The 23,108-nt window shown below is 68.3% G+C and carries 21 protein-coding genes; 10 read left to right on the top strand and 11 right to left on the bottom strand.

Translation table 11 applies throughout. From position 1 onward, the window contains the following. Both BO221_RS06480 and BO221_RS06475 read left to right on the top strand, forming a co-directional pair. Positions 1-726 (top strand): RluA family pseudouridine synthase (locus BO221_RS06480; protein WP_073559509.1); only part of this gene is annotated, 726 nt, incomplete at its 5' end. Continuing rightward, complete coding sequence (locus tag BO221_RS06475) at positions 723-3,296, top strand: penicillin-binding protein 1A (RefSeq protein WP_073559361.1); 2,574 nt, start codon at positions 723-725, stop codon at positions 3,294-3,296. The genes BO221_RS06480 and BO221_RS06475, both read left to right, overlap by 4 nt. Positions 3,297-3,329: 33 nt before the next feature. Here the strand turns inward: BO221_RS06475 and BO221_RS06470 are convergent, their stop codons facing one another. Further along, positions 3,330-4,091, bottom strand: a complete 762-nt coding sequence (locus BO221_RS06470; protein ID WP_073559360.1) for an SDR family NAD(P)-dependent oxidoreductase — start codon at positions 4,089-4,091, stop codon at positions 3,330-3,332. A gap of 233 nt (positions 4,092-4,324) precedes the next feature. On the opposite strand from BO221_RS06470, the gene BO221_RS06465 reads away from it, so the two are divergent. Both BO221_RS06465 and BO221_RS06460 read left to right on the top strand, forming a co-directional pair. Further along, entirely contained in the window at positions 4,325-4,882 is a 558-nt protein-coding gene (locus tag BO221_RS06465) for a hypothetical protein (RefSeq protein ID WP_073559359.1), read from the top strand. Positions 4,883-4,900: 18 nt separating this feature from the next. Beyond that, a complete protein-coding gene (locus tag BO221_RS06460) occupies positions 4,901-5,608 on the top strand; it encodes a Bax inhibitor-1 family protein (protein ID WP_073559358.1) in 708 nt (235 codons plus the stop codon). Positions 5,609-5,672: 64 nt separating this feature from the next. Here the strand turns inward: BO221_RS06460 and BO221_RS06455 are convergent, their stop codons facing one another. Genes BO221_RS06455 through BO221_RS06435 form a run of 5 tightly spaced genes read right to left on the bottom strand, consistent with a single transcriptional unit; the run spans position 5,673 to position 9,524 of the window. Next, positions 5,673-6,392, bottom strand: a complete 720-nt coding sequence (locus BO221_RS06455) for a double-CXXCG motif protein (protein ID WP_073559357.1) — start codon at positions 6,390-6,392, stop codon at positions 5,673-5,675. A 24-nt stretch (positions 6,393-6,416) separates the two neighbouring features. Then, the gene (locus tag BO221_RS06450; protein WP_233165705.1) at positions 6,417-7,178 is read right to left on the bottom strand and encodes a TIGR02269 family lipoprotein; all 762 of its coding nucleotides are present in this window, start codon (positions 7,176-7,178) and stop codon (positions 6,417-6,419) included. A 46-nt stretch (positions 7,179-7,224) separates the two neighbouring features. Next, positions 7,225-7,902 carry a glutathione S-transferase family protein gene (locus BO221_RS06445; RefSeq protein ID WP_073559356.1) on the bottom strand — a complete coding sequence of 226 codons (678 nt, stop codon included), beginning with the start codon at positions 7,900-7,902 and terminating at the stop codon, positions 7,225-7,227. Then, positions 7,899-8,441, bottom strand: a complete 543-nt coding sequence (locus BO221_RS06440; RefSeq protein ID WP_073559355.1) for a hypothetical protein — start codon at positions 8,439-8,441, stop codon at positions 7,899-7,901. The genes BO221_RS06445 and BO221_RS06440 overlap by 4 nt, the downstream gene beginning before the upstream one ends. Before the next feature lie 51 nt (positions 8,442-8,492). Then, the gene (locus BO221_RS06435) at positions 8,493-9,524 is read right to left on the bottom strand and encodes a histone deacetylase (protein ID WP_073559354.1); all 1,032 of its coding nucleotides are present in this window, start codon (positions 9,522-9,524) and stop codon (positions 8,493-8,495) included. 230 nt (positions 9,525-9,754) lie between these two features. Between BO221_RS06435 and BO221_RS06430 the strand changes: the two genes are divergently transcribed. From BO221_RS06430 to BO221_RS06415, 4 genes are all read left to right on the top strand, one after another. Continuing rightward, on the top strand, positions 9,755-11,737 hold the full coding sequence (locus tag BO221_RS06430; protein ID WP_233165736.1) for a methyl-accepting chemotaxis protein: 1,983 nt from the start codon (positions 9,755-9,757) through the stop codon (positions 11,735-11,737). A gap of 60 nt (positions 11,738-11,797) precedes the next feature. Continuing rightward, entirely contained in the window at positions 11,798-13,063 is a 1,266-nt protein-coding gene (locus BO221_RS06425; protein ID WP_073559352.1) for an MFS transporter, read from the top strand. Positions 13,064-13,200: 137 nt separating this feature from the next. Then, positions 13,201-13,671, top strand: a complete 471-nt coding sequence (gene tatB, locus BO221_RS06420) for a Sec-independent protein translocase protein TatB (protein ID WP_073559351.1) — start codon at positions 13,201-13,203, stop codon at positions 13,669-13,671. A gap of 36 nt (positions 13,672-13,707) precedes the next feature. Next, the gene (locus BO221_RS06415; RefSeq protein ID WP_073559350.1) at positions 13,708-14,919 is read left to right on the top strand and encodes a twin-arginine translocase subunit TatC; all 1,212 of its coding nucleotides are present in this window, start codon (positions 13,708-13,710) and stop codon (positions 14,917-14,919) included. Between the two features lie 131 nt (positions 14,920-15,050). Here BO221_RS06415 and BO221_RS06410 read toward each other — a convergent pair whose 3' ends face one another. Then, on the bottom strand, positions 15,051-16,088 hold the full coding sequence (locus tag BO221_RS06410) for a pectinacetylesterase family protein (protein ID WP_233165703.1): 1,038 nt from the start codon (positions 16,086-16,088) through the stop codon (positions 15,051-15,053). A gap of 130 nt (positions 16,089-16,218) precedes the next feature. On the opposite strand from BO221_RS06410, the gene BO221_RS06405 reads away from it, so the two are divergent. Continuing rightward, positions 16,219-16,731, top strand: coding sequence for a superoxide dismutase family protein (locus tag BO221_RS06405; RefSeq protein WP_073559507.1), 513 nt, complete (start codon positions 16,219-16,221; stop codon positions 16,729-16,731). A 9-nt stretch (positions 16,732-16,740) separates the two neighbouring features. On the opposite strand, the gene BO221_RS06400 is transcribed toward BO221_RS06405, so the two are convergent. Next, complete coding sequence (locus BO221_RS06400; protein WP_158079792.1) at positions 16,741-17,925, bottom strand: glycosyltransferase family 2 protein; 1,185 nt, start codon at positions 17,923-17,925, stop codon at positions 16,741-16,743. Positions 17,926-17,991: 66 nt separating this feature from the next. Here BO221_RS06400 and BO221_RS06395 point away from each other — a divergent pair, with 66 nt between their 5' ends. Next, positions 17,992-19,059 carry a TrkA family potassium uptake protein gene (locus tag BO221_RS06395; protein ID WP_073559348.1) on the top strand — a complete coding sequence of 356 codons (1,068 nt, stop codon included), beginning with the start codon at positions 17,992-17,994 and terminating at the stop codon, positions 19,057-19,059. A gap of 9 nt (positions 19,060-19,068) precedes the next feature. Here BO221_RS06395 and BO221_RS06390 read toward each other — a convergent pair whose 3' ends face one another. The 3 genes from BO221_RS06390 to BO221_RS06380 form a co-directional block, all read right to left on the bottom strand. Then, positions 19,069-19,863 carry a Uma2 family endonuclease gene (locus tag BO221_RS06390; RefSeq protein WP_073559347.1) on the bottom strand — a complete coding sequence of 265 codons (795 nt, stop codon included), beginning with the start codon at positions 19,861-19,863 and terminating at the stop codon, positions 19,069-19,071. 54 nt (positions 19,864-19,917) lie between these two features. Next, positions 19,918-21,324: an alpha/beta fold hydrolase family protein gene (locus tag BO221_RS06385; RefSeq protein WP_083680764.1), complete on the bottom strand. Its 1,407-nt coding sequence runs from the start codon at positions 21,322-21,324 to the stop codon at positions 19,918-19,920. A gap of 62 nt (positions 21,325-21,386) precedes the next feature. Then, positions 21,387-22,676 (bottom strand): O-acetylhomoserine aminocarboxypropyltransferase/cysteine synthase family protein, encoded by a 1,290-nt coding sequence (locus tag BO221_RS06380; RefSeq protein WP_073559346.1) that lies wholly within the window; start codon positions 22,674-22,676, stop codon positions 21,387-21,389. Positions 22,677-23,108: the final 432 nt, after the last annotated feature.

Genomic DNA, 23,108 nt, shown 5'->3' with positions numbered 1-23,108 from the left:
CCCCCTCCCCCCGTGGACCCCAGCGAGCTGGTCATCCTCTTCGAGGACGACTGGATGATGGCCGTGGACAAGCCCAGTGGGATGGCCGTCCACACCGGCAGCGGCATCACCGGGGGTACGCTGGTGGACTATGTGCGGGCCTACCTGGGGCCCAAGGCGGTGCGCAACGACTTCGCCGCCAGCCCCGCCCACCGGCTGGACAGGGAGACGAGCGGCGTCATCCTGGTGGCCAAGCGCCGCCCGGCGATGGTCCACTTCACGGAACTCTTCACCAACGGACATCCGCGCAAGAGGTATCTGACACTGGTCAAAGGCCGGATGCCGAAGGACTCGGGGGTCATTAACCTGCCGCTCGCTGAGCACCAGCAGACGGCCGAGTCCAAGGCCCGTCGCGGGGTGAACATGCAGGAGGCCGTCACTCGATGGAAGGTCATCAAGCAATCGGGCGAGGTAGCCCTCCTCTCCTGCGTCATCGAGACCGGACGCACTCATCAGATAAGAAGGCATCTGACCGCCATTGGACACCCGGTGGCCGGGGACAAGAAATACGGTGACTTCGGTTTCAACAGGGATGTGCGGGCCCGTTGGGGGCTCAAACGCCTGTTCCTGCATGCCGAGTTCATAGAGTTTCCCCACCCGGCTCACGGGGGCAAGGTGGCGGTGGAGGCGGATATGCCCCCGGAGTTGAAGGACGTGCTCAAGCGCGCCGCGCTGGAACCCTCATGAGTCAGAATCCCGAGAAGACCGATCGCTCCGAGTCGAAGCTGGTGCTCGACGGTGTTCCGCCCAAGCGCCCCATCTGGGTGCGCCTGCTGAAGTTCGCCGCCTGGGCCACCCTGACGGGCGCCACCGCGGCCGTGGTGGCCGTGGCGGGCGTGTACTACCACTACTCCCAGGGGCTGCCGGACATCCCCAAGGTGGACCAGTACTGGCCGCCCATCGTCACCGAGGTCTACACGGATGACGCGGTGCTGGCCGGCGAGTTCTACCACCACCGGCGCAAGGTGGTGCCCTACGAGCGCATCCCCAAGCGGCTGGTGCAGGCGTTCATCGCCAGCGAGGACTCCAGCTTCTTCGATCACCACGGCGTGGACGTGCTGGGCACCGCGCGCGCCGCCTCCAAGACGATCCGCAAGAAGCTGGGCCTGGGCGGCAGCGTGCAGGGTGGCTCCACCCTGACGCAGCAGACGGCGAAGGCCGTGCTCATCGCCGCCGAGGGCTACGAGAGCGCCACCGCGAAGAACCTCACGCGCAAGGTTCGCGAGGCCATCCTCGCCCGGCGCCTGGAGGAGGCGCTGACGAAGGAGGAGATCCTCTACCTCTACCTGAACAACGTCTTCCTCGGGCACCACAGCTACGGTGTGCAGAGCGCGGCGGAGAACTACTACCGCAAGGACGTACGCGACCTGACGCTGGGGGAGATGACGCTGATCGCCGGCCTGCCGCAGGCGCCCAGCCGCTACTCGCCCTTCACCAAGCCGGAGGCGGCGAAGAAGCGCCGCTCGTACGTGCTGCGGCGCATGTTCGACGAGGGGATGATCTCCGCGGAGGAGCGCGCCCAGGCCGACAACGAGCCGGTGAACGTGTACCCGGTGGAGGACGTGTTCCACGAGTTCGCGCCGTTCTTCACGGAGCAGGTGCGCCGGGACGTGGTGGACCGCTACACCAACAAGACGCTGCTGAATGATGGCCTGAAGGTCTTCGCCACCATGGACAGCGAGCGCCAGCGCGCGGCGCAGGAGTCGGTGCTCGAGGGGTTGATGGCCATCGACAAGCGCCAGGGCTTCCGCGGGCCGGTGAAGCAGCTGACCACGGAGCAGGAGCGCAAGGAGTTCATCGACAAGTCGATGAAGGCCATGGGCGACGAGAAGCTCCAGGAGAACAAGCTGTACGTGGCCCGGGTGACGAAGGTGGAGCCCGAGGGCGTGGAGGTGCAGGTGGGTCCGCACAAGGGCCTGCTGCCGCTGCTGGGCATGCGCTGGGCGCGCAAGGTGAACCCCGAGGGCTACTACCCGGGGCTGATGCTCACCTCCGCCAGGCGGGTGCTCAACGTGGACGACGTCATCGTCGTGCGCCACGTGGTGAAGAAGGAACTCACGGACGACAACGTCCAGTTCGACCGGAAGATGGACAAGGAGATTCCCGAGGGCGTGCCGCTCTTCCGGCTGGAGCAGGAGCCGGAGCTGCAGAGCGCCCTGGTGTCCATCGACCCGCACCGCCAGTACCTCACGGCGATGGTGGGCGGTTACGACTTCGACGCCAACGAGTTCAACCGCGCGTTCCAGGCGTGCCGCCAGCCGGGCAGCTCCTTCAAGCCGCTGGTGTACTCGGCCGCGCTGGAGCAGCTGGGGTGGACGGGCGCCACCATCATCGTGGACTCGCCCATCGTCGAGCACGACCCGGAGAACGGCGTCGCGTGGAAGCCGGACAACTACAGCGACGAGTTCCTCGGGGACGTGCTGCTGCGCACGGCGCTGGTGAACTCGATGAACATCCCCGCGGTGAAGACGTTCGCGGCGGTGGGCGTGAAGAACATGGCCGAGTGGAGCACGAAGCTGGGCCTCACCACGCCGATGAACCAGGACTTCTCGGCGGCGCTGGGCTCCTCGTGCGTGTACCCGTACGACCTGGCCAACGTGTACGCCGTCTTCAACCGCTATGGCCGCAAGAAGCCCACGTACTTCATCCGCAAGATTGAAGACCGCTTCGGCCGCACGCTGGAGGACCACACGGCGTACGACGACGCGTGGGCACCGCTCCAGGACCGGGTGGCCGCGGGCTACGCGCGCCTGTTCGAGCCGGGCGATCAGGTGATGAGCCCCGAGACGGGCTTCATCACGACGTCGCTCTTGCGCGGCGTGGTGGCGGAGGGCACGGGTGGCCCCGCGCAGAAGCTGGGCAAGCCGGCGGCGGGCAAGACGGGTACCACGAACGACTCGTTCGACACGTGGTTCGCCGGCTTCACGCGGGACCTGGTGACGGTGACGTGGGTGGGCTACGACAAGAACGAGCACCCGCTGGGCCGCTACGAGACGGGTGGCCGCGCGTCGCTGCCCATCTGGCTCAACTACATGAAGCCGGCGCTGGCGGCGCGTCCCCAGTCCGAGTTCTGGCCGCCCGAGTGGCTGCGCGACAACATGCGGCTGCTGCGCATCGACAAGAAGACGGGGAAGATCGCTTCGTCCGGGACGAAGGACGCCACCAACATCTGGTTCAAGAAGGGCACGCAGCCCGAGGACGTGGCGCCCGAGAAGGGCTCCGTGGGCGTGCAGGACTTCATCATGGGCGCGCCGTAGTCCCCGGCGCGCTCCGGGACGCCGCCGTGTGCCTCAGCGCGTCTTGCGCATGGCGGCGTCGAAGATGGCGTTGGGCAGTTGCTTCAGCAGGCCCATGACGCTGGCCATCTGCCAGGGGAAGGCGTACTGCGCGTCCCCTCGCACGATGGCCTTCGCCATCAGCTCCACGGCCTCCTCCGTCTCGAGGAGGAAGGGCATCTGGAACTTGTTCTGGGCCGTCATCTCGCTCTTCACGAAGCCCGGGTAGATGCAGGTGACGTTGACGCCCGTGCCCCGCAGGTCCACGCGCAGACTCTCCATGAAGATGTGGAGGAAGGCCTTGGAGGCGGAGTAGGCGGCGTTGCGAGGCAGGCCACGGAAGGCGGCGAGGCTGGCCACGCCCACCACGTGACCGCGCTTGCGCTCCACCATCTGGGGAAGCACGGCGCTCAGGGTGGCGGCGGCACCGGTGACGTTGACGTCGATGACCTTCTTCACCGTGTCCCACTTGATGCGCTTGCCGGACGTCTCCTGGCCGAAGCCGGCATTGGCGATGATGAGATCCAACCCGCCGCAGGCGGCATCCAGCTCGCGGATGCGGGCGAGGGTGTTGTCCGCGTCGGCGACATCGAGCTCCACGGGCTCGACGGAGGCGTTGGCGGCACGGGCCTCGTTGGCGAGCGCCTCCAGGTTCTCGCGGCGCCGGGCCGCGGCGTAGACCTTGACGCCCCGCCGGGCGAACCAGAGCGCCATCCCGCGTCCCAGGCCACTCGAGGCTCCCGTCACCAGCGCCGTGCGATAGCTCAACTCCGCCATGTGTGTGTCCTCCGGATGTGCGGGCGACTTCCTGCCACGGAACGGGAGGCTGTGGGGAAGGAAAACGACGCGGTGCGGCATGGGAGCGGCAGGCGGCCATCCGGGCGCTCGGCCCACGGTGCACTCCTGGGGCGGGCGATCAGCGGTGAGCGGTCGTGCTGCCGAGCGAAGCCTCTCGCACATCTCCACCGTGTGGAGACTGCGCCCCATGGGGCCGGTGAGGAGGTTTCATCATGGGATTTCTAGACCGCATCTTCGGTGGGAGCTCCCCCACCTCGAGGACGGAACGGAGGGACGCCTCGGTTCCCACCGCTGACGAGCAGGCCCTTGCCCGCTACCGGTATCTGCTGAAGACGGCACCGCCGGACGCCATCGAGCAGGCTCATGCCGAAGCCTTCGCTCAACTGACGCCGGCGCAACGGGCCCAGGCGCTCAGGGAGTTGGGCCAGCAAGTGTCTCCGGCGGAGCGGAGCGCGGTGGCCTCGAATGACCCGGATCCTCGAACGCTGGCGCGAATGGCGACGCGAGCCGAGTTGCGTCAGCCCGGGACGCTGGAGCGCTCCTTCGGGGGACCGAGCCTCGGGGGCATGTTCGCGGGGAGCCTGTTGGGCAGCATCGCCGGGACGGTGATCGGCTCGGCGATCGCGCACCAGTTCCTGGGTGGCTTCGACGGTGGTGGCTGGGGGGATGAGGCCGCCCTGGAGCCGGATCAACTGGGTGACGCCGCCGCGGGGGATGACGCGGGCTTCGGGGATGACCTCGGGGGCGACCTGGGCGACTTCGACGTGTGACGAGAGGAGGAACGACAGATGGCATGGGACAGTGCGACGGGAGGGATGATCGCCGCGGACGCTCCGATCTCGGAGCGGATGGCGTTCATCCGGAAGACGTACCTCCACCTGGGAGGCGCGGTGCTGGCCTTCATCGCGTTGGAGGCGGCGCTGATCAACTCACCGCTGGCGCAGCCGCTCGTGCGGACGATGCTCGGCGGGCGGATGAGCTGGCTGATCGTCCTGGGCGCCTTCATGGTCGTGGGGTGGGTGGCGGACCGGTGGGCGCGGTCCGCGAGCTCCCAGGCCATGCAGTACCTCGGGCTCGGCCTCTACGTGGTGGCGGAAGCCATCATCATGCTGCCGCTGCTGTACGTGGCCGCCTACTTCTCCGGGGACCCGAACATCATCGCCAAGGCGGGGGTGCTCACGGGGCTCGTCTTCGTGGGATTGACGGGCACGGTCTTCATCACCCGGCGTGACTTCTCGTGGCTGCGTCCCGCGCTGATGGTCGCCGGGTTCGCGGCCCTGGGGCTGATCGTCGTGTCGATCCTTTTCGGCTTCACGCTGGGGACGCTCTTCGCGGCGGTGATGGTGGTGGTCGCGGCGGGGTACATCCTCTACTACACGTCCAACGTCCTGCATCACTACCCGGTGGGCTCCCACGTGGCGGCGGCGTTGACGCTGTTCTCCGCGGTGGCCCTGCTGTTCTGGTACATCCTGCGGATCTTCATGGACCGGCGCTGAACACGGTGAAGTGTCCGCGCGGATGCCCGAGCCTCCTGGAGCCATGCTTCGGGAGGCTCCTTTTTCAATCCCTTGCTTCCAGCGGTTGGAAGACCACGCCATCCAATCCCAGGCGCTGGCACGCATCGACAAAGCGCCCGGTGCAGATGTTGACGTTCGAGTAGTCCTCCAGCCGGAACAGGTCGAGGTGCTCGGGAAGGGTGGAGGCGTCCAGTATCAGGACGTCTGGGAGGGGGTGTATCAGGCGGCCACAGCGAGGGCAGGGGGGTTGAGGATTGGGGGGAAGGCACTCGGGGTGCAAACGGCCCACGGGGAGGAGTTCCAGCTCAAGCAATTCGGGCGAGTTGCGCTGGCGGAAGCGCAGGGCGGTACGGCAGCCCTTGAGTCCTCGGAGTCCCTCGGCTTGGAGATTGCCCAGGGCCTCGCGCTGAACCAACAGCAGCCCGGAGAAGTCCGTGAACAGTTGCCCGAAACGGCCCTGCGCCTTGCCTTCGAGCGGGCCGAAAGCCGCTCCCGGTTCCAGGCGCGCACCTGGAGGCAGCAGGGGCCGTACCAGCTCGCACATCCGTTCATACTCCTCGATGGGCTTTGGCCATGCGTTCTCGAAGTTGGCCAGGGATGTCACGGGAGTGAGGTTCACCGAGGGATACGTTCTGGAGTTGTCCCCCCAGGTCGCCTTACACGAGGGGCAGTCGAGAACGCCTGGGAGCCCCCATTTGTGCGAAGCGTCAATCGAGCCTGTGTAACCCGTGGACACGTCTTCCTGGATACGGAAATAGTTCATGCGTGGAACTCTTCGCTTCCAGCCTTAGTCGCAATAATAGGGGACGAGCGGGCCGTTCACGCCGAATCGCATCATGAGCTCGCCCGCGAATCGCCAGATGTCCTCGGCATTGGCGGAGCGATTCTTGCTCCTGAACTGCCGCCAGGCTTCATTCCATTGCCCGCCTTCAGGTCCGCCACTGTGGATCCATTGGTGGAAGCTCCTGGGCAGGCGGACGGTGAAAGCGTGGATGTCGATGCCCTTGCTCGTGACCCATTTGGCCAATGTCTTCTGCTGAGGAAAGATGTGGTGCTTCTCGTAGGGCTCCTTCGGCGGGATGTTGCACATCCAGTGGCGCAACTGCCTGGGCACGAATGGGTCGCGCGTCTTCCAGTTGTGCCAGGGGATTTCGAAGACGGGATCCGCGTAGGTGGGCGCCGCCACGGGGTGTCCCCACCAGCGCTCGGGCGTGTCCGCGAGCGGAGAGCGCAACTCCGTCGAGATGTTGGAGTCCGTTGGGGGACGTAGCCCCGGCACTGGCCGGAACACCATGGGAGGGCGGGCTACCGGGAGGTTTCCCCTCGCCAGGATGATGGGAGGTGCCTTCTCCTCCTCCACGTCCGCCACATCCTGGCAATGCCAGATGGCGCAGCGCTCCCCGTCACATATTGGCACCACGCAGGTCGGGTCCGCGCGAGCCTCCTCCCAGGAGGAGGACACGGTCTCGGGTACTTCGTCCTCCGGTAGGGTGACCGCTGGGGTCGCGCAAGCGGTCAGCAGCACGAGGAGCGGGAGCAGGAGGCGCATGCGGCCCAGCATATTCGCGAGGCCGGCCTGCTCCATCTGCTCGGCTCTACCGCTGCACGATGCTCTGCGCTGACTTGATGGTCTGCTCCTGCGCGGCGGACGTGTCGAGCTTCACCACGTGCGGCACGGTCAGTCCCTTCTGCGCCGCGGGCCGCTGCTCGATGGCCGCCAGCCAGCGTTGCAGGTTCGGCAGACCGTCGACGGACACGCCCGCCCAGTCGTGCACGCGCACCCACGCCCAGTTCGCGATGTCGGCGATGCTGTACTCGCCCGCCAGGTACTCGCTCTCGCCCAGCCGCGTGTCCAGCACCGTGTAGAGCCGCCGCGTCTCGTTCTGGTAGCGCTCGATGGCCGCGGGAAGCTTCTCCGGGAAGTACCGGAAGAAGACGTTGGCCTGCCCCTGCATGGGGCCCACGCCCGCCATCTGGAACATCAGCCACTGCGTCACCCGCGAGCGCCCCTTGCGGTCCGCCGGCAGCAGCTTCCCCGTCTTCTCCGCCAGGTAGAGCATGATGGCGCCCGACTCGAACACCGCGAAGTCTCCCTCCTCGCGGTCCACGATGGCCGGGATGCGCCCGTTGGGGTTGAGCTTCAGGAACCCCGGTTGCTTCTGCTCGCCCTTGCCGATGTTCACCGGGTGCACCGTGTACGGCAGCCCCAGTTCCTCCAGCGTGACGGACACCTTGTGCCCATTCGGTGTCGCCCACGTGTACAGGTCGATCATGCGCCGAACACCCCCTGCAGCACCTCGCGGTGGTAGTTGGTGCTGCCCGTGTGCGTGGAATGCCACTTCGCAGACTGGCTCAGCCGGTTCACCACCGCCTCGAACTCGGCCTGGCTCACGTCTCGCAGCGACATGTACAGCCGCGTCGCTCCCTGCAGGTACGAGAAGAGCGGGTGCGCGTCCGTCCCGTCCGGCCTGCGGCGGAGCTGGCGGAAGAGCCGCTCGAACTCCTCATCCGTCTCGGGCCGGCCCTGGGCCGCGCAGTAGTTGGCGGCCGTCGACTCCAGCAGCAGGAAGAAGGGCTGGTACTGCGGCGGCGGTGTCCGCGACAGGTCCGGCGGCACCGCCGAGCCCGTCCACAACTGCGAGATGGGCTTGAGCGACACGAGCACGAGGCCCTCGTTGCCCATCACCGGCACCTCGTTGCGCACCGTCACCACCCGCTTGTTCTCGTCGCGCTGGATGGCCACGCGCAGCATCTCCGGCTGCTCCACCTTCAGGCCCGCGCGCTGCAACTTCTCCACGGCTTCACGATCCACGTCTCACCCCGGCACCTGTGAACGTCATCCGGATCTCCACTCCGGCGCGCCTCACCGGCCCAGCACGGACCAGTAGGGCTTGAGCGCCTCACGGCTGCGCTGCAGCGCAGCCGCCGCTTCCCTCGAGACCCCCATCGGGAAGCCGTCCTTCCTCTCTCCCGCCATCACCTCCACGCAAGCGTGCACCGACTGTGAGAGGCCCTCCAGCGAATAACCGCCCTCCAGCATCAACACCAGCCGCCCCTGGCAGGTGCTCTCCGCCAGCTCCCGGAGCGCCGTGCACATGGCCGCGAAGCCCCGCTCGGTGAGCCGCATGTCCGCCAGCGGGTCCGCGTGGTGCGCGTCGAAGCCCGCGGACACCAGCACCAGGTCCGGCTTGTAGGCTTGCGCCACCGGGAGGAAGAGGTCCTGGTAGAACGCCCCGTAGTCCGCGTCCGTCGCGCCTCCCTCCATCCCGCAGTTGAGCGTGTAGCCGGCCCCGGGGCCCTCGCCCACCTCGAAGGGCGCTCCCGAGTCCGGGTAGTAGGGGTACTGGTGCACCGACATGTACAGCACGTCGCGCCGCGTCCAGAAGGCCGCCTGCGTGCCGTTGCCGTGGTGCACGTCCCAATCGAAGATGAGCACCCGCTCGGCCCCCTGGCGGCGCGCGGCCTCCGCGGCGATGGCCACGTTGTTGAAGAGGCAGAAGCCCATGGCCCGGTCCGGCTCGGCGTGGTGCCCCGGGGGCCGCACCAGCGCGAAGGCGTTGCGCGCCCGCCCCGCCAGCACCTCCTCCACCGCCTGCACCGACGCCCCCGCCGCCAGCACCGCCGCGTCATACGTGTCCGGCGACGTCAGCGTGTCCGGGTCGATCACCTCGTGCCGGCCGCGCATCGCCCTCAGTGAGTCACGCAGCCGCTGGGTGTGCACCGCCGCGAGCTCCTCCTCGGTGGCCGGACGGGGTGCCCTCCGCTCGGCCCCCCGGATGGGCTCCTCATTGAGAATATCGAGGATGCGGGACAGGCGCTCTGGACACTCGGGGTGCTCGGGGCCCGGGTCATGACGGAGGAAGAGGGGGTCGGTCAGCAGCAGCGTCTGGGTCATGGAGGGGGCTCCCACCCATCCAGTATGGAGCGGATGGGTTCCCAGCGCCTGCTCCCTCTCTCTCCGGGGGGCGCACCGCCGGTTTCTTGCCCTTCGAGGGTCAACCTTCCTACAGTCCCGAGGCCTTGCTCCGACGCCTGCCAAAACCCGGTCTCCGGGTCGTCCTCTTCGCGACCTTCACCCTGGCCCTGATCTTCATTCTCGGGGCCCTCCACTTCTCCATCTCCTGGATGGTCTCCAACTACCTGGAGTCCAGGCTCGTGGAGCACGGCCACGCCAAGGCCCGGGAGCTCGCCAGCGTCCTCACCCGGCCGGGCGTGGACACGATGGACATGCAGGCCGATACGGTGGCCATGCGGGCCATCGTGGGCGTGTCCGACGTGGACAAGGACTTCACCTACGCCGCCATCGTCTCCAGCGACCAGAGCATCCTCCTGGAGGGCGGCGTCCGGCCCGAGCGGCTCCACAATCTGATCGGCCAGTTGTTCCGGCCGGAGTCGCCCTCGTCCCTCACGCTGCCCAACGGGGATCGGCTCCTGGCCGAGGCCGCGCAGGGTCCGCGGTGTGGCGCGGGGGGATGCCGCATCATCGTGGCGGTGGACTTCGCGCCCTTGCGCGACATTCTCAGTGAGCTCACCCTGCTGCTGGCGGCGGCCTTCGTCATCGGCCTGGCCGTGGTGGTGGGTCTCATCTACATCGTCACCCACAAGCTCATCCTCAAGCCGCTGGACCGGATGATGGCGGTGGCGCGCAGGATGGCCGAGGGGGACCTCACCAGCCGCGTCTCGGTGGAGACCACCGGCGGTGGTGGCGAGCTGGGCCAGCTGGCCGAGGCGCTCGACGGCATCGGCCAGTCGCTGCGCAAGACGCTCGGTCAGGTGCGCGGCGTGTCCGAGGTCGTCTCCGGCGTCATCGAGCAGCTCTCTCGCGCGGGCACCACGGTGTCCTCGGGCGCCTCCACCATCCAGGGCCGCGTGGAGGAGACCTCCTCGTCCATGGAGCAGATGCTCGCCAGCTTGCGTGGCATCGCGGAGAACGTGGAGGTGCTCTACCAGAGCGCCGAGGAGAGCAGCTCCTCCATCATGGAGATGGCCGCCACCAACGACGAGGTGGCCGAGAACGTCCAGGCCATGGCCGCCAGCGTGGAGGAGACCACCAGCGCCATCGAGGAGATGACGTTCTCCATCAAGGAGGTCGCCAAGAACATCGACGAGCTGCGCGACTCCACCCAGGAGACGTCCTCCAGCATCAGCCAGATGGACAGCTCCATCGGCCAGGTGGAGGCCAACGCCAACGAGACGGCGCGCCTGTCCGAGCAGGTGTCCGAGGACGCCAAGACGGGCGTGGACGCGCTGCGCAAGACGATGCAGGGCATGGACCGCATCAAGGAGTCCAGCCTCGGGGCCTCGGGCGTCATCGACAGCCTGGGCCGGCGCATCTCCGAAATCGGCAACATCCTCAACGTCATCGACGACGTGGCCGAGCAGACCAACCTGCTGGCGCTCAACGCCGCCATCATCGCCGCGCAGTCGGGCGAGCACGGCAAGGGCTTCGCCGTGGTGGCGGACGAAATCAAGGACCTGGCCGAGCGCACGGGCGCGTCCACCAAGGAGATCGCCGACCTCATCAGCCGCGTGCAGGAGGAGAGCCGCAACGCGGTGCAGGTGATGAACCAGGGCGTGCGCAACGTGGAGGAGGGCGTGCAGCTGGGCCGCGAGGCCGAGGGCACCCTGCGTAAAATCAACGACAGCGCGCAGAAGTCCACGCAGATGGTGAAGGCCATTGCCCGGGCCACGGTGGAGCAGGCGCGCGGCAGCAAGCAGGTGACGCAGGCCATCCACCGCATCTCCGAGACGGTGCAGATGATCTCCAAGGCCTCCAACGAGCAGGCCAAGGGCGGCGAGCAGATCATGAACAGCGCCGAGCGGATGAAGGCGATCACCGCGCACGTGCAGCGCAGCAGCCAGGAGCAGGCGCACGGCAGCAAGCAGATCACCCGCTCCATCGAGAACATCAACGAGATGGTCACCCACCTCAACCGCGCCCAGAAGGAGCAGACCAAGGGCAGCGAGCAGGTGCTCAAGGCGGTGGAGGCCATCAAGGGTGTGTCCGAGCACCAGACGCGCTCGGTGAAGGGGCTGGAGGAGGCCATCGACAGCCTCCAGCGTCAGTCCGAGGTGCTCCGCGCCGAGATCCGGCGCTTCAAGGTGTGAGAGCGGGGCGCGCGGGAGGAAACCCGTGCGCCCGCTCTGGCACCCAAATAGGAGGGGCACATGTCCTCGCCCCGAGCGGTCTCAGAGCGTGCGGTCGTCTTCCTGATTGGCGCGGTCCAGTTCGTCAACATCCTGGACTTCGTGATGGTGATGCCGCTGGGCCCCGACTTCGCGACGGGGTTGGGCATCGCCACCAGCCACATCGGAACCATTGGCGCGGCGTACACGGCGGCCGGGTGCGTGGCGGGGGTGGCGGGCAGCTACTTCCTGGACCGCTTCGACCGGCGCAAGGCGCTGGCGGTGGCCATGCTGGGGCTGGTGGTGAGCACGGCGGCGGGAGGACTGGCCACGGGGCTCACGTCGCTGCTGGTGGCGCGGGCGCTGGCGGGCCTGTTCGGCGGCCCGGCCACGTCGCTGTCCATGTCCATCATCGCGGACCTCATCCCGGAGGAGCGGCGCGGGCGGGCCATGGGCGCGGTGATGGGCGCCTTCTCGGTGGCGTCCGTGCTGGGCATCCCCCTGGCGCTGAAGCTGGCGGGCTGGGCGGGTTGGCGCATGCCCTTCTTCGCGGTGGCGGGCCTGGGGTTGCTCCTGGTGGCCGGGGCCATCTTCTACCTGCCGCCGATTCGCGGACACCTGGAGCTCCAGCGGGGCCCCCTCGTCAGCGCGAAGGTGTTGTTCACCCGGACGGACGTGCTCCTGTCCTACTCGATGACGTCGCTGCTCAACCTGGCGGGCTTCATCATCATCCCCAACATCTCCGGCTACGTGCAGCACAACCTGGGGTACCCGCGCGAGGAGCTGGAGCTCATCTACTTCGTGGGCGGGATGGTGAGCTTCGTGACGCTGCGGGTGGCGGGCAAGGCGGTGGACCTGCTGGGCTCGTTCCGGGTGGGCACGGTGGGCTCGATGCTGTTCATCGGCACGCTCTACATCGTCTTCATCCACCCGCCGGCCGGCGTACCCCTGGTGGCCATCTTCGCGTGCTTCTTCCTGTCCATGGGGATGCGCAACGTGGCCTACAGCACACTCACCTCGCGCGTCCCGGAACCGTCCATCCGTGCCCGCTTCATGTCCTTCCAGTCCGCCGTGCAGCACCTGGGCGCCGCGGCCGGGGCCTTCCTGTCTTCTCAGATGCTGATGGACCTGCCCGGCGGGCAGCTTGGGGGGGTGAACCAGGTGGTATTCGTGTCCATGGCCCTCACCCTCATGGCGCCCGTCATGTTCTTCCTGGTGGAGCGCCAGCTGCTGGCGCGCGACCGGGTGGCTGCTGCCCCGCTCGCCGTGGTGCCCGTGCCCACCGGGGGTGGGAGTCCCCGGTCTTGAGGGGCGATTTGCCCCGTGCCCGCCCCAGGGGGCCGGGGGACGGGGAGGCAGGCGGACGGGACACCGTCCAATCGGGTTGCACCTCGCCGCCCGGGGCGCGATAACCCGGGGGCGGTTCCCCCTGGATCCATCCGCTCATGTTCAACATCGGCGCAGGCGAGCTCATCCTCATCGTGGTCGTGGCGCTGCTCGTGCTCGGGCCGCAGAAGCTGCCCGAATTCGCGCGGACCATCGGTAAGTTCGTGCGCGAGTTCCGCCGGCAGACCGATGAGGTCCGCACGGTGGTGGAGCGCGAGTTCTACAAGATGGACCAGGAGATCCTGGACGAGCCCCGTCCTCCGGTGCACCCGGCCACCCCGGCGGTGATGCCCTCTCCGGTGCCCGCGCCCCTGCCCGTGCCGCCGTCCGCTCTCGGCGCTCCGGAGGTGGCCCAGGCCGCCGAGCCGCAGGCCGCCGAGCCGCAGGCCGCCGAGGCCGTGGCCCAGGCCGCCAGCACCGCTTCTCCCACCGCCGAGCCGTCCGCCGCCGCGGCAGCGGAGCCGGACGCCCTTCCGCGTCTGGAGCCCATTCCCGGAACGGTGGCGCGCAACGCCCCCAAGAGTGGCTAGCCCTCGAGATTCGCGCCCGTGGATAACGACCTTCGGATGAGTCTGGCGGAGCACCTGACGGAGCTCCGCTCCCGCCTTCTCAAATGCACGATCGCGGTGTTGGTGCTGGGCTGCGCGGCGCTGGTGTTCGCCAAGCCCATCTTCGGCATCCTGATGAAGCCAGTGCTGGACGCGCTGCCGGCCGAGGGCCGTTCGCTCGTCTACACCTCGGGCATCGAGGAGCTGAACGTCCTGATGAAGGTGGGCGTGTACTGCGGCATCTTCCTGACGACGCCCGTCATCCTGATGCAGATCTGGGGCTTCGTGGCGCCGGGGTTGTATCCGGATGAGCGCCGCTACGCGGGACCATTCGTGTTCCTGGGCTCGGCGGCGTTCCTGGCGGGAGCGCTGTTCTGCTACTTCGCGGTGCTGCCGTCGATGTTCAAGTTCCTCCTCAACGACGAGGAGGGGCTGGCCATCTCCCAGCGGCTGGACGTGGCGAGGCTGCGGGCGGACGACGCGCTGCGCTTCCTGCGGATTGGGGACGCGGAGCGGGCGGGGCAGTTGGCGCGCGAGGCGAGCACGGGGCTGAAGGCGGACGGGATGGGGCAGATGCCGGAGGCGACGCGGGCGCCCGCGGAGAGCGTGGAGTTGGAGGCGCGGCTGGACGGGCTGGGGCGGCTGCTGGACGCGTCGGCGGACGGCTTCGGGGTGCAGGCGCGCAGCGTGCTGCGGCAGACGGTGGAGAAGCGGGCGGAGGCGGTGGAGGCGTACGCGAAGGAGGACTACGGGGCGTCGTCGAAGGCGATGGACGAGGCGGCGAGCCTGCTGGCCGGGGTGGCGCCGACGCGGACCGAGGAGCTGGCGGGGCTGTGGCGGCTGGAGAAGGAGCTGGCGCTGGGCAAGGCGCGGCACGTGGCGGCGTCGTGGACGAAGCCGATGCTGACGATGAACGAGCAGCTGTCGCTGGTGCTGTTGCTGCTGTTGTCGTTCGGCATCATCTTCGAGCTGCCGCTGGTGATGGCGTTGCTGGGCCTGGTGGGCATCGTGAGGGCGGGCTTCCTGATGAAGTACCAGCGGCACGCGTTCGTGGTGTGCCTCATCGCGGCGGCGATCCTCACGCCGACGGGTGACGTGGTGAACCTGTCGTTGATGGCCGGTCCGATGCTGCTCTGCTACGAGTTGGGCGTGCTGTCGGTGTGGCTCATCGAGCGCAGGCGGGCGAAGCAGGAAGCCGAGACGAGCATCACCCCGACGACGGGAGCCTGATCTCCCCTCGGGAGAGGAGCCCCCCGTCGTTCAAAGGGGGGGCAAGCCCCCCGGGGTGAAGGTATCGAGGCTCCCGGGTTGAGCCCTCTCCCTCTGGGAGAGGGACGGGGTGAGGGTCTGCGATCCCCAGGTTACGGCCGCAAGGACCTCCACGCCTCATCACTGGCACTCTGCATCTGATTCAACCAATCCAGCAGCACCACGCCCTGTGAGCTCTGGGAGCCGGGGTTGAGCAGCATGGTGTGCCCCTGGCCGGCGGTGATGAAGGAGCGGGTGTTGGGCAGGGGCGCGAGCACGGTGCTGTCGAGGTCGAGCAGTGCGGTCTCGAAGGCGGCGGGTGTGAGCCGCAGGTACGTCCGGATCGTCTGATCCTGCGCCGAGGACAGGAGGGCCATCCGGTCGTTGGGGTACTTCCTGGCGAGCGCGGGATAGATGGCCGCGTAATCCGCCTTCACGGCTGGGTCGAGGGCGTCCATGACGGCGTCGTAGTTCCAGGCCTTGGCCCAGGAGGCGCGAAGGTCCGCGGACATGGCGTTGCTCTTGAAGAGCGGCCCGGAGTCATCGAGGAGGAAGACCTTGGCGTTGGGGAAGGTGGAGCGGATGAAGTCGTAGTTGAGGGTGGCGCCGAAGCCGCCGGCGCTCGAGCCGGTGACGACGACCTGTTCGGGGTTGGGGAAGGTGGCGGCGATGCGGGCGAGGAAGGCCTCGGTGTTGGCGCGGCCACGGTGGTGGAACGTCGTGGAGGTGGAGCCGTTGGTGTAGACGGCGTCCGCGTTGCCGATGTGCAGGTCGCCGGTGCAGTACGGGAGGAAGAAGAAGTTCCAATCCTTGTACGGGTTGTTGGCGAGCTGCCGGTCGAACACGGTGCCCGGGCCGATCCTCGCGAACAGTGCGTCGAACTGGGTCTGGGTGAAGGGGCCGTGCGTGGAGGTGTTGAGCTGCAGGCAGGTGATGGCGTCCCAGCAGGCTCCGCCGCCATTGAAGAAGATGAGCAGGTTCTTGCTGTCGCCGAGGTTGGTGCCGATCCCGGTGGGGGTGCCCTCGTCGCAGGTGGAGTTGGAGAAGTCGACCCAGCTCCACGTGTGCTGGGGGGTGGAGATGGGCGGTTCTCCGGACGGCTCCTGGTCACACCCGGTGCCCACGACCATCAGCGCGGTGAGTACAGCCAACAGGTCTCTTGTCATGCGCGGGAGGATAGAACGAGGTCCGCGTCTGGCGCTGGACAGAGCCGTCACGATGCCAGTTCCCCAATGGGTCCGGTGTCCCATGCTGCCGGTGCACACGGAGACACTGGGAGGAATGGCGATGCGGAAGCTGCTGTGGTTGGCAGGCGGACTGGCGCTGGTGGGGTGTGGTGGGACGCGCGCGACGGCGGAACTGATGAACGCGAGCGGCCAGAAGATCGGCACGGTGACGCTGGTGGAGCGGGGAGACGAGGTGGATCTCCAGGTAGAGGCCACCGGACTGGAGCCGGGCACGCATGGAATCCACTTCCACGAGGTGGGCCTGTGCGAGGCGCCGGGCTTCACCAGTGCGGGCGGCCATTTCAACCCGCTGGGCAAGCAGCATGGATTGGAGTCACCCAACGGCGCGCACGCGGGAGACCTGCCCAACCTGGAGGCGGACTCGAGCGGCAGGGCCGCCTTCAAGGTCACGACGGACCGGGTGGTGCTCGGCGAGGGGCAGCTCTCCCTCTTCGATGCGAATGGCACCGCGCTCGTCATCCATGCGGGAGTGGATGATCAGGTGACGGATCCATCGGGCAACTCGGGAGACCGGGTGGCCTGTGGCGTCCTCACCCGGGACGAGTAGGGGCGGCGCTCAGAACGGTGTCTCGAAGCGAATCCCCGTGCGCAGCAGCTCCGTGGGGTACAGGGTGCCGCGCCACACGATGCCGCCGCGCCGCCACCCGAGCCAACCCGAGCGCAGCAGGAGGGTGACGAAGAGCAGCGTGCCCACCGGGAACGCGAGCGTGGGCAGAAGGGGCCTTCGCAGCACGTGGCTGGCCAGGGCACACGTGGCGAGCGCCGCCCCCGTGCCCACCATCCCCAGCCCGCGCAGCCACGCGGGCCACCCGGGCGCCAGCGCGAGCAGGGGCGCGGTCTCGATGAGCAGGAAGAGCAGGCACGAGAGCACGAGGCGCGTGTTGCTGAGCTGCCCCATCACCCCGAAGCCAGCCTTCTCGCAACCCCGGGCCATGGCGCCCAGGGACGGGTAGAGCTCCACGCTCACGTGGCCGAGCGCGTGGGCCACCCCACAGCGGCCCCCGGCGCGTTTGACCATCTGCCCCAGGGCGGCGTCATCGGCGATCTCCAGCTTGATCCACTCGAAGCCGCGGGTGCGCGCGAGCATGTCGCGGTGCACGAGGTTGAAGACGCCGGCCCCCATCGAAGCGGAAGAGCCGGGGTCCGCCACGCGGTGGAGCCGTGCGGCGGTGCCAATCATCCGCATGGTGGTGGAGACGGCGGTGTCCAGGAGGAAGGACGTGGGCCGCAGCCGGAAGAGCACGGTGAGGAAGTTCCAGGAGCGGGCCTCGCACAGGGCCATGGCACGGCGCACGGTGTCCGGAGCGAAGTGCACGTCCGCGTCCGAGAAGAGCAGCCAGTCGCCGGTGGCGGCCTCGGCGCCCCGGTGGAGCGCGTGCAGCTTGCCGAGCCAGCCCTCGGGCAGGTGGGTGATATGGAGGGGCTTCACCCGGGCGTCCGTGGCGGCGAGCCGGTCCACCAGGTCGCTCGTCCCATCGCTGGAGCGGTCGTCGACGAGCACCAGCTCCAGGTCCGGGTAGTCCTGGGCGAGGCGCGAGGCCACGGCGGCTTCCAGCGTGTCCACCTCGTTGCAGGCGGGAATGACGAGCGACACCCGGGGCCAGCGGACCGGCTCGGGAACGCCGGGTGCTCCCAGGCGCGGCAGCCCCCGCTCCAGTTGCACGAAGCCCCACGCGCCCAGGAGCCAGTACGCACAGCTCAGGCCCACCAGTATCGCGAAGGCCCCCACCAGGATGCTCATGCCTGACATCGTGTCATGCGCCTCGTGGGTGGTCGAGGCGCCACGGCCGTGGTACGCAGGCAGCCGATGGTGACTCCCCGCCGCCGCCTGGCGATGAATCTGCGCTACCTGTTCGCGCTGCTGCGCCGTTTCCGCACGACGGTCCTCATGGCGGTGTTGCTCTTCGGCTGCATGCCGATGGTGTACCGCTGGCGCTTCGTCGCGCCGGACGGGCACGGGGTGAGCCTGGGCAAGGCGCTACGCCACGTCTACTTCCTGCTCTACGGGCAGCCCTATCTGGACGTGGATGACAGCCTGTTGATGTTCCTCGACATGGTCATCCCGCCGGTGGGCATCGCGGTGCTCGTCGACGGCGTGGTGCGCTTCGCCTATCTCTTCTTCGCCAGGCACCGGCAGGACAAGGAGTGGTTCGAGGTGATCGCCGAGACGTTCAAGGGGCACGTGGTGGTGTGCGGCGCGGGGAGGGTGGGGTACCGCGTGGTGGTGCAGCTGCGCTCGCTGGGCATGGACGTGGTGGTGGTGGAGAAGCGCGAGGAGGCGGCCTTCGTGTCGGTGCTGCGCGACGAGCAGGTACCGCTGCTCATCGACGACATCCGCAGCCATCAGTGCCTGCCGCGCACCAACGTGAAGACGGCGGCGGCCATCGTCTGCGCCACGGACGATGACCTGGCCAACCTGAACATCGCGCTGGACGCGCGGAAGATGAACCCGGACATCCGCGTGGTCATCCGGCTCTTCGACGACGACCTGGTGGCCAAGGTGCGCGATACCTTCAAGGCCGAGGCCCTGAGCAGCTCGTCGCTGGCGGCTCCCGCCATGGCGCTGGCGGCGTTGGACCCGCGCATCGTCCACTCGTTCCGCATCGGCACGCACCTGATGGTGGTGTCCGTCTTCGAGGCGCGTGAGGGACTGCCAGGGTTGACCATCTCCGAGGTGCGGGACCGCTTCGGAGGGCTGGCGTTGTCCATGCGCCGGGGCGGCAAGGGCGCCGAGTTGCTGCACCCCTCCGGCGATACGCGCATCGAGGTGGGAGACGCGGTGACGCTCCAGGCCGAATACCCGGACTACCAGAAGCTGCGAGCCTTCACGCAGGAGGCGGAGGCTCCCGTCTACGCCCATCACCGCGAGAGCTGAGCCCGGCCTTCATTCCTCGCGGTGCTGGAGGCGTTCCAACTCGGCCGTCAGCTCCGCGATGCGGCGCTCCGCCTCCTCGCGCCGCCGCGCTTCCTGCTCGCGCAGCCGCGCCTCTTCGTCCACCCGCTGCTGCACTTCCTCCAGCTTCTCGCGCATTCGTTCCACCAGCTCTCCCGACTCCAGCAGCAGCGCGTTGCCTGCCCATATCTGCAATCGCGCGTTCACCACCTCCAGCTCCAACCCCAGCACCTCCGAGGTGTAGCGGCCCTGCTTCGTCTCCATCCGCTCGTACCGCTTCACCCCTGAATCCGGTAACCGGTAGCCCTCCAGCCGCTCCCGGGCCCGGTCGTAGATGAAGTACTCGGGAATCCCCAACCGCGCGTAGCGCTCCACGTTGTGCTCGGCGTCCTTCTTCCGGTCGCCGCCCACGTGGACCTCCAGCACCCAGTCCAGCCCCTTGCCCTCGTGGCTCACCACCCACTTCTCCCGCTCGTGCGTCTCCACATCCAGCACCACCAGCAGGTCCGGGGCGAAACGGCGCTCGCCCGGGTAGTAGATGGGCAGCTCCGCACCGATGTACACCTTGCGCCGCTGATGGCTGAAGTAGCCCTCGAGCAGGTCCAGCGTACGCACCTTGGCCCGGAGGTGTTTGTCGCCCTCCGGCATGGCCATCTCGTCCCACGTCACCTCTCCGGGCAGTGACTCCACCACCCGCTCCCGCTCCTCCGGCCCCATCGCCTCCCACTCCTCTTGTGTGGGCGCCCGGGGGAAGGCGTCCTCACCCTCGTGTGTGTGCCGTCCCATGCCTTCAAGCCTGCGACGGGTGACCTCTCCGGTCAACTGCCCCCGCGCTACTTCTCAGCAAGGAGCGGGCCGAGTGGACAATGCGTACGCCGCAGAGTGCAGGGCGGCCGGCGGCACCTCCTCCACCGTTCCTGGCGTGGAGGGGGAGTCCCCTCCCGTGGACGTGCCCTCGTACCCCGGGCCCGGAGCACGAGGCAGGGCGAGCGCGCGCCGCAGCAGCCCGTCGAGCGGCTCCCACTCGATGAGGAAGCCGTCGTGCCCATGCGCGCTGGAGAGCTCCGCGTACTCCGCGTGGCGTCCGAGCGTCCGCAGGCGGTTCGTCAGCCGCTCCATGTGCTCGGGGTAGAAGAGTTGGTCGTTGTCGATGCCCACGCACAGGGCGCTCGCGCGGATGCGGGCCACTCCCCAGGGTTCACCCGTGTCTCCCTCCGGCGCGCGCGCGAGGTCGTGGTGGTCCATCGCTCCCAGCAGCGCCAGGTATGTCCGCGCGTCGAAGCGCGCCCGCAGCTTCGCGCCCTGGTACTCCAGGTAGCTCTGGATGGGGTAGAGCGCCCGCGAGGACCACCCGGCCGACTGTGCCGCTCCCGGGCGCGGCTGGTTCCTCCCGTGCCGCGATTGCAGGCCCGGCTCCGCCCGGTAGGTGAGCATCGCGAGCTGCCTCGCCAGCTCCAGGCCTCGCGCGGGCGCCTCGGGGAACTCCGGGTCCAGCAGCAGCGCCTGCCTCGCCACGTGGTTCCACCCCACCACCCACGGGCTCGCCTCCTCCGCCGCCGCGATGGGACAGATTCGCTCGAAGCGCTCCGGCGCCAGTACGGCGAGGCACAGGACGATCATCCCTCCCAGGGAGCCTCCCACCACCAGGGAGAGCCGTTCGACTCCCAGAGCGTCCAGCGCCTGCAGGATGGCCCGCGCCTGGTCCCACGGCGTCACCGTGGCCGGTAACGGGTGCTCGTTCTGCCGCAGGTCTCCCTTGGGTAGTGGCTCGGGAGGGGTGAAGCGGTGGTCGTCCACGCGCCTCGGGAAGCCCTCGTCCGCCGGCCCCGAGCTCCCGTAGCAGGAGCCCAGGTTGTTGAAGCACAGCAGCCGCACCCGCTCTGGATCCAGTGCTCGGCCCGGCCCGATGACCGGCTCCCACCACCCTCCCTCTCCTCCTGCTCGCATGTCTCCCGTCAGCGCGTGCACCAGCAGCACCGTGGGCACCGCCGTGTCAGGATTCACCGGGGGTTGGTTTCCTGGCGGGGTGGTGAGCCGGTGGAGATCCTCCTTCGTGCGGCGCACGACTCGCAACGCGTTCTCCCGCACCGTTTCTTTCGGGAGTATCTGGGCTCTCGAGCGCAGCCAGGGCAGGTCCTGCTCGGGCCCCCACCACCAGCCTCGCGCCACGTGGGACATGACCCGCGCCCCTGCTTCGAGCGGCAGGTCGGGCAGTGAGAGGTCGAAGACACAGGGCGACGGAGACATGGCGGGGTTCCTCGTGAGATGGATTCACGGCGAGATGAGGCGAGATGGGGCGGGTTCCTGGCTCAGGTCTCCGCGAGCCCCTGCTCCAGGTCCGCCCGCAGATCGTCCAGGTGCTCCAGTCCCACCGACAGCCGCACCAGTCCGTCCGTCACTCCCGTGCTCAGCCGCTCCTCGGGCGTCAACTGCTGGTGCGTCGTGCTCGCCGGATGGATGATCAACGAGCGCGTGTCACCGATGTTCGCCAGCAGGCTCCACAGCTTCACTCCATCGATGAGCTTGCGTCCCGCCTCCACTCCCCCTCGCACCCCGAACGTCACCAGTCCGCCCGCTCCGTTGCGCAGGTACTTCTTCGCGTTCGCGAACGACGGGTCCTCCTCCAGCCCCGGGTAGCGCACCCACTCCACCTTCGGGTGCCGCCGCAGCCACTTCGCCACCGCCAGCGCGTTCTCCGAGTGCCGCTCCACCCGCAGCTTCAACGTCTCCAGCCCCAGGATGAAGGCGTGCGCGTTGAACGGGCTCAGCGCAGGGCCCAGGTCCCTCAATCCCTCCAGCCGCGCCTTGCCAATGTACGCCGCCGCGCCCAGCGCCTCCGTCAGCCGCAGCCCGTGGTAGCCCGGATTGGGCTCGGTGAACTCGGGAAAGCGTCCGTTGTCCCAGGGGAACGTGCCCCCATCCACGATGACGCCGCCAATCGACGTCCCGTGGCCACCGATGTACTTCGTCGCGCTGTGCACCACGATGTCCGCCCCGTGCTTCAACGGGTTGAACAGCGCCGGCGACAGCGCCGTGTTGTCCACGATGAGCGGTATCCCCGCCTCGCGCGCAATCGCCCCCAGCGCCTCGAAGTCCGGGATGTCCAGCCGCGGGTTGCCCACCGACTCGATGTAGAGCGCCTTCGTCTTCGGCCCGATGGCCGCCTTCACCTCGTCCGGCTTGTTCGCGTCCACGAAGCGCGTCTGGATGCCCAGCCTCGGCAGCGTCACCTTGAACAGGTTGTACGTGCCCCCGTACAGGCTCGTGGCCGAGACGAGCTCGTCACCCGCCTTGAGGATGTTCAGGATCGCCAGCGTCTCCGCCGCCTGTCCCGACGCCACCGCCAGCGCTCCCACTCCGCCCTCGAGCGCCGCGATGCGCTTCTCGAAGACGTCCGTCGTGGGGTTCATGATGCGCGTGTAGATGTTGCCCGGCTCCTTGAGCGCGAACAGATCCGCCGCGTGCTGCGCGTTGCGGAAGCGGTAGCTCGTCGTCTGGTAGATGGGCACCGCGCGCGAGCCGGTGGTCGGATCGGGCTCGTAGCCTGCATGCAGGGCCAGGGTCTCGAAGTGCTTGGACTGCGACGGATTCGTGCTCATGGAGGTGCTCCTCGGGTGGGCTGAAAAAAGCCACGAGGGCACCGGAGGCCATGAAACGGCTGAGCCCACCGACCCTCGCGGGATGGTGGGCTCCGCTCTGCTTCGCCACGGGTCGACGAACGTCGGTCAACCGGCGGCGGGCAGAGGCCCACCACTCGGCATCCGCATTCGACGACAGGCGAAGGGCGCGAAGGTCATGATGCCCGCCAACATGAACCCCCTCCGCTATGTTGTCAAGACATCCGCTCTACAGGATGTCCGTGATGGCGGAAGTGTGGGGCGCAACACCCCCGGTGCGCGGTTCCCGGCGTGCTCGGAATATGCCGTCCGGCATGAAGCAGCCGGGCGAGCACGAGGGCGCCCCAACCCCCCAGGTCGGGTCTTTATTCCAGATCAAGCATGGACTCGGCTGCCGGGCGAGTGGCAAAATAT

This window comes from Archangium sp. Cb G35 (genome assembly GCF_001896145.1).
GTDB lineage: Bacteria > Myxococcota > Myxococcia > Myxococcales > Myxococcaceae > Archangium > Archangium violaceum.
Note: the sequence above shows the minus strand (reverse complement) of the source record. Positions and strands in the feature narration are given on the sequence as shown.

What these genes read in the sequence shown, in the direction of transcription:
- BO221_RS06455 (WP_073559357.1), bottom strand. Translation starts at nt 6,392, where the DNA reads ATGAACTATTTCCGTATCCAGGAAGACGTGTCCACGGGTTACACAGGC.
- BO221_RS06380 (WP_073559346.1), bottom strand. Translation starts at nt 22,676, where the DNA reads ATGAGCACGAATCCGTCGCAGTCCAAGCACTTCGAGACCCTGGCCCTG.
- tatB (WP_073559351.1), top strand. Translation starts at nt 13,201, where the DNA reads ATGTTCAACATCGGCGCAGGCGAGCTCATCCTCATCGTGGTCGTGGCG.
- BO221_RS06385 (WP_083680764.1), bottom strand. Translation starts at nt 21,324, where the DNA reads ATGTCTCCGTCGCCCTGTGTCTTCGACCTCTCACTGCCCGACCTGCCG.
- BO221_RS06435 (WP_073559354.1), bottom strand. Translation starts at nt 9,524, where the DNA reads ATGACCCAGACGCTGCTGCTGACCGACCCCCTCTTCCTCCGTCATGAC.
- BO221_RS06450 (WP_233165705.1), bottom strand. Translation starts at nt 7,178, where the DNA reads ATGCGCCTCCTGCTCCCGCTCCTCGTGCTGCTGACCGCTTGCGCGACC.
- BO221_RS06395 (WP_073559348.1), top strand. Translation starts at nt 17,992, where the DNA reads ATGGTGACTCCCCGCCGCCGCCTGGCGATGAATCTGCGCTACCTGTTC.
- BO221_RS06415 (WP_073559350.1), top strand. Translation starts at nt 13,708, where the DNA reads ATGAGTCTGGCGGAGCACCTGACGGAGCTCCGCTCCCGCCTTCTCAAA.
- BO221_RS06475 (WP_073559361.1), top strand. Translation starts at nt 723, where the DNA reads ATGAGTCAGAATCCCGAGAAGACCGATCGCTCCGAGTCGAAGCTGGTG.
- BO221_RS06405 (WP_073559507.1), top strand. Translation starts at nt 16,219, where the DNA reads ATGGCGATGCGGAAGCTGCTGTGGTTGGCAGGCGGACTGGCGCTGGTG.
- BO221_RS06470 (WP_073559360.1), bottom strand. Translation starts at nt 4,091, where the DNA reads ATGGCGGAGTTGAGCTATCGCACGGCGCTGGTGACGGGAGCCTCGAGT.
- BO221_RS06390 (WP_073559347.1), bottom strand. Translation starts at nt 19,863, where the DNA reads ATGGGACGGCACACACACGAGGGTGAGGACGCCTTCCCCCGGGCGCCC.
- BO221_RS06400 (WP_158079792.1), bottom strand. Translation starts at nt 17,925, where the DNA reads ATGAGCATCCTGGTGGGGGCCTTCGCGATACTGGTGGGCCTGAGCTGT.
- BO221_RS06465 (WP_073559359.1), top strand. Translation starts at nt 4,325, where the DNA reads ATGGGATTTCTAGACCGCATCTTCGGTGGGAGCTCCCCCACCTCGAGG.
- BO221_RS06445 (WP_073559356.1), bottom strand. Translation starts at nt 7,902, where the DNA reads ATGATCGACCTGTACACGTGGGCGACACCGAATGGGCACAAGGTGTCC.
- BO221_RS06425 (WP_073559352.1), top strand. Translation starts at nt 11,798, where the DNA reads ATGTCCTCGCCCCGAGCGGTCTCAGAGCGTGCGGTCGTCTTCCTGATT.
- BO221_RS06460 (WP_073559358.1), top strand. Translation starts at nt 4,901, where the DNA reads ATGGCATGGGACAGTGCGACGGGAGGGATGATCGCCGCGGACGCTCCG.
- BO221_RS06430 (WP_233165736.1), top strand. Translation starts at nt 9,755, where the DNA reads ATGGTCTCCAACTACCTGGAGTCCAGGCTCGTGGAGCACGGCCACGCC.